At 49.0% G+C, this 8,474-nt stretch carries 3 protein-coding genes; 1 reads left to right on the top strand and 2 read right to left on the bottom strand.

What is annotated here, in order from left to right:
• Window positions 1-154 precede the first annotated feature (154 nt).
• Both PJF56_RS16670 and PJF56_RS16665 read right to left on the bottom strand, forming a co-directional pair.
• The gene (locus PJF56_RS16670) at window positions 155-1,942 is read right to left on the bottom strand and encodes a DNA polymerase III subunit gamma/tau (RefSeq protein ID WP_283763824.1); all 1,788 of its coding nucleotides are present in this window, start codon (window positions 1,940-1,942) and stop codon (window positions 155-157) included.
• Between the two features lie 152 nt (window positions 1,943-2,094).
• Window positions 2,095-5,448: a tetratricopeptide repeat protein gene (locus tag PJF56_RS16665; RefSeq protein ID WP_283763823.1), complete on the bottom strand. Its 3,354-nt coding sequence runs from the start codon at window positions 5,446-5,448 to the stop codon at window positions 2,095-2,097.
• 283 nt (window positions 5,449-5,731) lie between these two features.
• Here PJF56_RS16665 and PJF56_RS16660 point away from each other — a divergent pair, with 283 nt between their 5' ends.
• Complete coding sequence (locus PJF56_RS16660) at window positions 5,732-8,458, top strand: DUF3536 domain-containing protein (RefSeq protein WP_283763822.1); 2,727 nt, start codon at window positions 5,732-5,734, stop codon at window positions 8,456-8,458.
• Window positions 8,459-8,474 lie beyond the last annotated feature (16 nt).

Raw genomic sequence — 8,474 nt, 5'->3', positions numbered from 1 at the left:
TATGACACCACGGGGAAAGTCAGCACTGCCAAGATTCTGGAATACATCAACGACCCTCATCACGGCGGTTGAAACCGCCGTTCGCTTTTCCGCCCCGCGTTGAAACGACGGGGCTACCAAGCTCTCGTCATTTTTCCGTGTGCTGATCGATTGACTAAAATTCGAGTTCATCCTCTTCATCCCCTGATTCTAAATCGGACGAGTCAGCTTCTAAGGTGTTGGGTTCGGGTAAAGAGACTTTTTCGGGAAGATCAATCAGTTCTCCCCGGAAAAAGTTGGCGAATTGTTCGGCCGCTTGTTTAACTTTTTGTTTTTCCCGTTCTTGTTCTAAATTGGGGGCAGGGGCTGGCGATCGCCAGTTAACTGGTGTTGGCTCAATCGGTTGGTTTTGGGCTGGAGGCGGCGGATTCGGAGGTGTTTTTTTTTCTGTCCCATCGAGTAACTCAAAGTTCAAACTCAAGGGATAATGAAAGGTTTTCTTAAAGGCTTCTTGCAGTTGGGGCTGAACTCCTTTGACTAACTTTTGCGCTCCCTTTTTGTTAATGCCAATTTGAGCCGTATTGTTTTGTAAGTTGAGTAAAACACAATGTTTGGAAATTAAGACTTTTGTCCCTGGTAATTCTAAGTTCTCAATCACTCTTTGCCAAAGCTGATCTAAATTGTCAGGATTAACCGGAGTCACCGGTTGAGGGGGTTGGGTGTCTTGTACTGGGGAGGGTTGGGGATTGGGTTTGGGGGCAGGGGAAAGGGCGGGTTTTGGTGCAGGGGAAATACTGGGAGCAGGAGCAGGAGTCGGAGGGTTAACTACGGGTGCGGGAGTGGCTTGTACTGGGGGTTGGTGAGCTGAGAGTAAGCCTAAAAGAGTGACTTCTAACCAGAGTCGCGGTTGGGTGGTGTTTTTCAGTTGGGTTTCGCTTTCTTGGAGATGGGTTTGAGCGGCTAAAATTTGGTCTAGGCTAAAGTGTTGGGATAAGTCAATTAATTGTTTCCAGGTGGAAGCGGTGAGGGCAACTAAATCTTGCCGCTTAGGTGCGGTTTTAGCAATGAGTAAGTCGCGGTAAAAGCTGGTTAAGTTATGCAGTAGGGTTAGGGGTTCTCGGCCCCGATCTAAGATGCTTTTAGCTAAGTCGAGAATATCGGGAGGATTCTGTTTACTAATGGCTGCTAATAACTGGAATAAATCGCGCTCTGGAACCGATCCCACTAAGTCCCAAACTTGTTCCGCTCCCACTTCGGTTAAGTCATCGGAACCGACTAATAAACTGAGTTGATCGAGTAAACTTTCGGCATCCCGGAGTCCTCCTTGGGAAATTTGAGCGACTAGGGTTATGGCTTCGTCGGTAATGGCGATCGCCTCTTGGATGGCAATCTGTTTTAAGTGCTGCACCATGGACTCCAGGGGAATCCGGCGAAAATCGAACCGTTGACATCGGGAAATAATCGTGGGTAATACCCGTTGCGGATCGGTGGTTGCCAGGACAAAAATCACTCGATCTGGCGGTTCTTCTAAGGTTTTTAGCAAGGAATTAAAGGCCGCCGTACTCAGCATATGACATTCATCAATGACATAAACTTTATACCGACATTGCACCGGTGCAAACTGCGATCGCTCAATAATTTCCCGAATATTATCCACCCCCGTATGACTAGCAGCATCGAGTTCCATCACATCCAAGGATGAACCCTTGGTAATGGACGCACAAATGTCGCATTTACCGCAGGGAGTAGCCGTCGGCCCCTGGGCCTGAATACAGTTGAGGGACTTAGCTAAAATCCGCGCACTAGAGGTTTTCCCCGTTCCCCTCGGCCCGGTAAACAGATATGCGGGGGCGATCTTGTTCCGATTTAACGCATTCGAGAGCGTTTGGGCGATCGCCTCCTGTCCCACCAACTGGGCAAAGGTTTGGGGCCGATATTTATGGTGGAGCGGTTCGTAAGTCACGGCAGAGAATTATAGCGCTTTGCGCGGGTAATGGGTAATTAATATACTTTTTTTATACAGAAACTCTCTCTACTATAGAGTAATTCTATTATATCGTATTACAGGGTTCAGTATCAGCAAATTTTAGAGATCAACAGATATTTACCGATCGACTATAACAGTTTTTGAATTTGCTTTTCCCAGGTTAAAGATTGCATAACTTTGGCAAATTTTTTCCCCTGTTTTTTCGCTTGCTGGCGATTTTGATAAATCCATTCTAGGGTAGCTAAAATTTCTTCGATGTCGGAGTTTCCCCAGCCTTCTGTGCCTCGGAAATGGGGATGGGATGGGACGGGGTATTGGGTTTTGAGGGGGTAACCTGCGCCTCGGTTGAGTAGGTCTAAATGGCCGGTGTTGGCGGATAGAATGGTGGGAATGCCACAGGCTAAACATTCCATGGCGGCTAAGTTGGTTCCCCCTTCGGCGCGACTGGTAAATATGGCTACGTCTGCTTCCCGGATAATTGGGGGAAGCAGGTGGTTAGGAGTGGGGCCGATCGCGATCGCCGCCTCAGCCGGAATTCCGTTTTTCTGTAACCACTGCCTAATATTTAACACCCCATTCTGACTCACTTGGGGTAATCCCGTAACATTGCCCGTGGTGTCTAATCCTAGCATCAAACTCGGCCAACCATTATGCCAAGCCGTGACCAGCAGTGCATCCGGATGGCGGTGATAAAATGCTTTGAAGGCAGCCACGATCTGATCTTGACCTTTGCGGTATTCGAGTTTACCACCAGCAAAGATTACAAAGCGATCCTTACCCCAAATTCCCAGTTTAGGCGCGGGGTGAAAGAGGGTGGGATCGATGCCTTGTAGGACGGTTTCAACGGTGCTGAGTCCGGCACTGGTGAGAAGTTGGGCGTTCCAATTGCAACCGGCAATCAGGCGATCGCAGGTTTTAGCATTGGCGATCGCCTCTTTCTCCAGATGGGTATCTTCAAAAAACACAATTCCCACCGAGGAATTACTGTGCAAACGCTCCATTAACGGTGATTTAGCAAACCCATGACCCAAAGCATGAAAGATAGGAACATTACGGCTCACTACGGGCAAGGGGCCCCTGTCCTTCGTTTGTTCAAACACTTGACATAAGGCAATTTGATGCAACGGGTGCAAGTTCTGGATATTGCCGGGTGGAACCAGTAAATGGGGATAAGTTTCCGGGTTTTTGACCAATTGCAAGGCTAAGTTTAACCCGTAGATTCCCCACCCTGTATGGTTTCCTAATTGCCAGCCGATACCGATTCCTGTGTGCAGGATGTTGCGATCGCCGGTAGGGGCGGGTTCATCAATAACTTCCCGATCCAACCGAGAGCTTTGTGAACCCGCCCCCCCTATGTCCTGGGTGATGGTGGGGCGGGTTAACTTAGATTTAGGCTGATCTTGTAGATCTTGGGTGAACCCGCCCCTACGGGTGATTAATGTGGTTTTGACAGCAGTAATGACAGAATGCCAGTCTCCCCGTGTAGGTTGCCGAAACAGTCGCACCGTCGGATACCAGGGACTGTCCTCTCGATCCAGCATCCAGCGCCAGTCGGGAACGAAGGAAAGTAACAGCCAGGTGGGTTTACCCATGGCTCCAGCCAGATGCACCAGGGAAGTATCGACGGTAATAATTAAGTCGAGTTGATCGATAAGGGTGGCAGTGTCGGCGAAGTCCTGGATCGTGGGGTCAAGGTTGGTGATGTTTTCTACCCCTGCCAGTTCTTGGGCGCGATCGCCTTTCTGTAAGCTATAAAAGTCAATTCCTTCTAGTTCTAACAAAGGCAATAGATCGGCAAACTTACAGGAGCGTTGGCGATCGTTGCCATGGTTGGGATTCCCTCCCCAAGCTAACCCCACCTTGAAATTATCCGATTTTCGGATAGCCCTATCCACCCTAGGGGCGGGTTTATCCATCTCTTCGGACGAAGAAGATAAATGATCTAAACCCGCCCCCACCCTTTCTAAACCTGCCCTAACCGGAGCGCGAAGATAGGGAATCGGCACGGGAATCGTATCTAAAGTCGTTCCTAGAATATAGGGCAAACTCATCAACGGGGCCCAGATATCATAATCCGGTAAAGGGCGATCGCGGGGAACTAACTGTACTTTTTTCTTCCCATCTGCGCCATGTTCTTCTACAAAGTCCTCAAACAACCGCATCAACAGTTGGGGACATTCGAGGATAACTTCTCCCCCGCGCTCTTGCACCCAAGGCAAATAGCGCAAAAATTGGATCGAATCTCCAAATCCTTGTTCACAATATAGGAGTAATCTTCGTCTTATAAATAGATGGCCATTCCATCGGGGTTGATAAACCGGTTTATGATGGCCAGAGGTTTGCCATTGATAGCGCCATTCATATTCTGCCCAACCGTTGGTCAAATCTCCCGCGAGTAAAAGGGCGATACCCAGGTTGGTATGGGCTTCAGCATAGTCGGGTTTGAGACGAATACAGGTTTGATAAGCGGCGATCGCCCGATCGTACTCCCCAATTTTATCCAGAGCCACCGCCAGATTATTATAAGCATCCGCATAATGGGGATTGAGTTCGAGCGATCGATGATATGCGGCGATCGCCTCTTCTAGGTTTTCCTGTTGACTCAGAGCAACCCCTAAATTATTGTGCGCTTCCGGTGAATTGGGTGCAAGTTCCAAGGAGTGATAATAATGTTTCGTTGCCGCTTCGAGTTGTTTCTGAGCGCTCAGAGCCACCGCCAGATCGTGGTGCAATTTAGGAGAATTGGGATCGTAGCTCAGGGCGCTTTCATAGTGGACAATGGCTTGCTCGATCTGATTCTCTTGGTGCAGCAGGGAAGCCAGATGACCATGAATTTGGCTATAGTTGGGATTCAGTTCTAGCGCTCTTTGGTAATGAAAAATGGCTTCTTGGCGTTCATTTTGCTGATGGTAACAGAAGGCGAGACTATAGTGAACACTGGCGCGATAAAACTCCGTTTCGCTGGCGCGATCTGGAACTTGTGCAATCACTTTTTTAAACTCCCCAATAGCCGCTTCATAGTCTCCCTGTTCCAAATAGAGATTACCTAAATTTTGCCGCGCTTGGGTATAGTCCGGATCGACCTTGAGTGCCTGTTGATAATTTTCAATCGCTAAATCCAAGTTACCCCAGGTTTTGTAGGTTTTAGCCAGATTATAGTAACTTTCCGTATACTCCGGTGCAAGAGCGATCGCCTGTTGATAATGCCCGATAGCTTCCATGGGGCGATCGCTTTGAGCCAAGGCAGTCCCCAGATTATTATGGGTTTGCGGTTGCTTAGAATCAATCTTGAGGGCGTTTTCATAGGCGGCGATCGCCTTTTCCATGTCCCCCGCACTATAGCAAGTCACCCCCAACAGATGCCAAACCTGCCCATTTTGGGGATACTGCTGTAGGATCTGCCCGCAAAGGTTCGCCGCTTCCTGGAAGTTTCGTCCTTGAATAGCGCCAATAATCTGATTCAGTTGTGCTGTAATATCCATGGGTTGAATGGGAAAGTGGCACATATCTAGTAAAGTAATTTAACTTCGTGCAGATCGCGGGTAGCTGTATAGATTAAGCATATCTTTATATTTATTGATCGAGAAGTTTGTCAGTCTGAGATACACTAGAAATGGCTCATTTTTATGTCCGTTTGCGGCAACGATGATACAAAAATAAATGTTTTGGCGAGTCAACGTTACGATTTATAAATAACTGAGCCATCAATAAGTTTTTAATTAACGCTTATATTTCTTCATTGCCTAATTGGAGGTCTAGTTAACTGTGGTGTCTATTTCCCAATTCCTAACCGATGGAACAGTGTTCCCAGATTCACAACCGATTCCCGAAGTTTCTTTACGAGAAAAAGGCAGGGATCGAGGTCAAGAATTAGGGGATCGAGTCAACTTAGGAGTCTGTGTCACCATTCACGGTCACTTCTACCAACCCCCCCGCGAAAATCCCTATCTAAACGAGATTGAGCGCCAACCAAGTGCTGCTCCTTTCCACAATTGGAACGAGCGGATCTATCATGAATGTTATCGTCCCAATGCCTTTGCTAGGGTGCTGAACGATCGCGGTGAGATCGTTGGGATCATCAATAATTTTGAGTATCTGAGCTTTAATATTGGCCCCACCTTAATGGGATGGTTAGAGCGTTACGATCGCCAAGTTTATCAACGAATCATTGAAGCCGATCGCAAAAGTTGTAAGCGATTAGGCGGCCATGGCAATGCCATCGCCCAAGTTTACAACCATATTATCATGCCCCTGGCCAATGAGCGCGACAAATACACCCAAATTCGCTGGGGGAAAGCCGACTTCAAATCCCGATTTGGGCGCGATCCCGAAGGCATGTGGTTAGCAGAAACAGCGATCGACTATCCCACCGTTGAAGCTCTGATTAATGAGGGCATTAAATTCACCATTCTCGCCCCCTCCCAAGCCCAAACCTGTCGCCCGATCGCCACAGAAGACAACCCCGATCCCGAATGGTACGATGTAGCAGACTCCAGCATCGATCCCGCCCGGCCCTATCGCTGCTTTATCGCCGATGGTCGCTACTTAGATATCTTCTTCTACGATGGCCCCATCTCCAGCGATATGGGCTTTAGCGATGCCCTAAACAGCTCTTACGACCTGAGCGAGCGCCTCGCCCACGCCATCCACACCGACGAGCGCCCCAGCCAAATCATTTCCGTCGCCACCGATGGCGAAACCTTCGGCCACCACAAAGGCGGAACCGAAAAAACCCTCGCCTATGCCTTCCTGCGGGAGTTTCCTGACCGAGGCTGGAACATCAGCAACTTTGGCCACTATCTGAGCCAACATCCCCCCACTTGGGAAGTGCAACTTAAACCCCTCACCGCTTGGAGTTGCGCCCATGGGGTCGGCAGATGGCAAGAAGACTGCGGCTGTGCCAGTGGGGGCGAATGGCATCAAAAATGGCGCAGACCCCTGCGAGATGCCCTCAACCATCTGCGGGATGAATTGGTGGACATTTACGAAACCCAGGGCTATGAGATGTTCCAAGACCCCTGGAAAGCGCGGGATGAGTATGTGGAAGTCATTAATAACCGCAGTTGGGATACGGTCGATCGCTTTTTGAGCCGTCATCAAACCCATCCCCTGGAACCGAGCGAACAGATTAACGCCTTACGCTTACTGGAAATGCAACGCCACGCTCTGTTGATGTTCACCAGTTGCGGTTGGTTCTTTGAAGAAATTTCTCGCCCAGAAGGAACCCAAATTCTGAGATATGCCAGTCGGGCGATCGAGTTGGCAAGGGAAGTCACGGGTAAAGATTTAGAAACCGATTTTCTGAGTCAATTAGCCCAAGCTCCCAGTAACGTCGATATCTTTGAAACCGGGGCAGGGGTCTATGAAAAGAATGTGATTAGCTCCCAAGTCAGTTTAGAGCAAGTAGTGGCCCATTTTGCCATTAGTTCCCTGTTTAATAGTTATCCCACCACTCACCAAGGGCTATCCATAACTCAGGACAAGTCAAGTCCCTTAGACAAAGACTTTTTCCTCTACTGCTATTTGGTGGAACAACAGGACTATCAGCTCCAGCGCATGGGTTCGCTAACCTTAGCCGTGGGTGAAATTAACCTCACCTCGGAAGTCACTAGGGAAGGGGGTCATTTTGTGTTTGCCGTCTTGCATTTGGGGGGATGGGATTTCCATTGCTGCGTGCAACCCTTCTCCAACCGCCGATCCTATTTATCGGTGAAAGAAAGCCTGTTTAATGCTCTGCAACAAGCCAGCGCTGCCCATGTGATTTTAGGTATGGCTGAGTGGTTTGGCGACCAAACCTTTAGTCTCGATGATTTGTTTGCCGAAGACCGGCTGCGGATCATGACCCTTTTGAGCCAGGAAACCTTAAACCGGGTGGATCAGTTGTATACCCAAGTATATCGGGATAACTATGGGGTGTTACGGGCGTTTCACCGGGACAATATGCCCCCACCAGCCGAGTTACAGGTGGCGGCGAGTATGGCCCTATCCCAGCGCTGTTTTAGTCTGTTGAATGGGTTGAAACCAGAGAATTTTGCTTCCCCAGAAGGGTTTAATCTGTTGCTAGAGTTAGAGGCGATCGCCAAAGAAGCCGAATCGCTCCATTGCCGTCTCACAATTCCCGATGGCCAAGACCTCCTAGAGCGCCTCACCTTACTGGGATTTTGGGAAGTCCTAGAAAATAATGACCCTGCCAGCTTAAACTGCCATCTGGAGCGCTTAGAACGATTGATCGATCTGGCCTGTACTTTGCAGGTGGGATTATGCTTAACTCGCTGTCAAGAGCTATACTTTAGTTATCTGCACCATAAGATTATTCCTCGCTGTTTTGGTATTCCCACCTCGGCCTTAAATGGCTCAGAGGGGACAGACACCCTAGAGAGCGAGGAAACCCCATCGCAGATCACCTTAGATTTACCCCAAAGCCGTCGCCTGCTGCGTCTGGGCCAGATCCTGGCCATTGATGTTAGCCTGTGGTTAGAACGCCTAGAGTAATTCTCTACCCTCTTGA

It is taken from the genome of Roseofilum halophilum BLCC-M91, assembly GCF_030068445.1.
GTDB classification, from domain to species: Bacteria; Cyanobacteriota; Cyanobacteriia; order Cyanobacteriales; family Desertifilaceae; genus Roseofilum; species Roseofilum halophilum.
This window is presented reverse-complemented; position numbering and strand designations above follow the sequence as displayed.

Bases quoted from the DNA above. Each gene is read 5' to 3' on its own strand.
- PJF56_RS16665 (WP_283763823.1), bottom strand. From the start codon at position 5,448: ATGGATATTACAGCACAACTGAATCAGATTATTGGCGCTATTCAAGGA.